The organism is Roseitalea sp., from assembly GCF_984466335.1.
The window spans coordinates 3,975-4,568 of record NZ_CFIFWG010000162.1 but is presented as its reverse complement, the minus strand read 5'-3'; the positions used below and the strand labels follow the sequence as shown (position 1 = coordinate 4,568).

Genomic DNA, 594 nt, shown 5'->3' with positions numbered 1-594 from the left:
CAGCGCGCATGCGGCCACTTGCCCGACCGTCGCCGATCCGGCCGGCCTGAACCATGGCGGCCTCGAACAGATGGAACTTGCGGACTTCGAAGCGCAAGCGGGTGCCGCGCTGACCTTCTCCGACAATCCGGCCATGGCTGAGCTGGTCGGCCGCGGCGCACTGCCGCCGGTCGCAGAGCGACTGCCGCAAGAGCCGCTGGTGATCCTGCCCTACGAAGCCTGCGGCACCTATGGCGGCCAGATGCGCTATCTGGGCCGCGCGCTGGAGTCCAATACGTCCGAAGGGCTGAGCTGGCGCCAGGTGCAGCTCGTCCGGCTTGACGACGATCTTCAGACGGTCAAGCCCGACGTCGCCAAAAGCTGGGAATGGAACGACGATTTCACCGAGATCACCTTCCAGCTTCGCGAGGGCCACAAATGGTCCGACGGTGAACCCTTCACCGCCCGGGACGTGGCCTTCTGGCTCAACGACCTGATCAACAATGAACAGCTTTACAGCGCAACCCGCGCACCGTGGAACGTCGGCTCGCGCGCCGAGGTGATCGACGAGGCCGCGTGGCTGGTGTTCGCGGTGATGGGCCTGGCACATGACGA

1 protein-coding gene is annotated in these 594 nt (G+C 65.7%); it reads left to right on the top strand.

Annotation, left to right across the window (positions count from 1 at the left end; translation table 11 throughout):
* The coding region (locus AC5E6L_RS12965; protein ID WP_491773820.1) for an ABC transporter substrate-binding protein at positions 1 to 594 on the top strand (594 nt) is incomplete at both ends.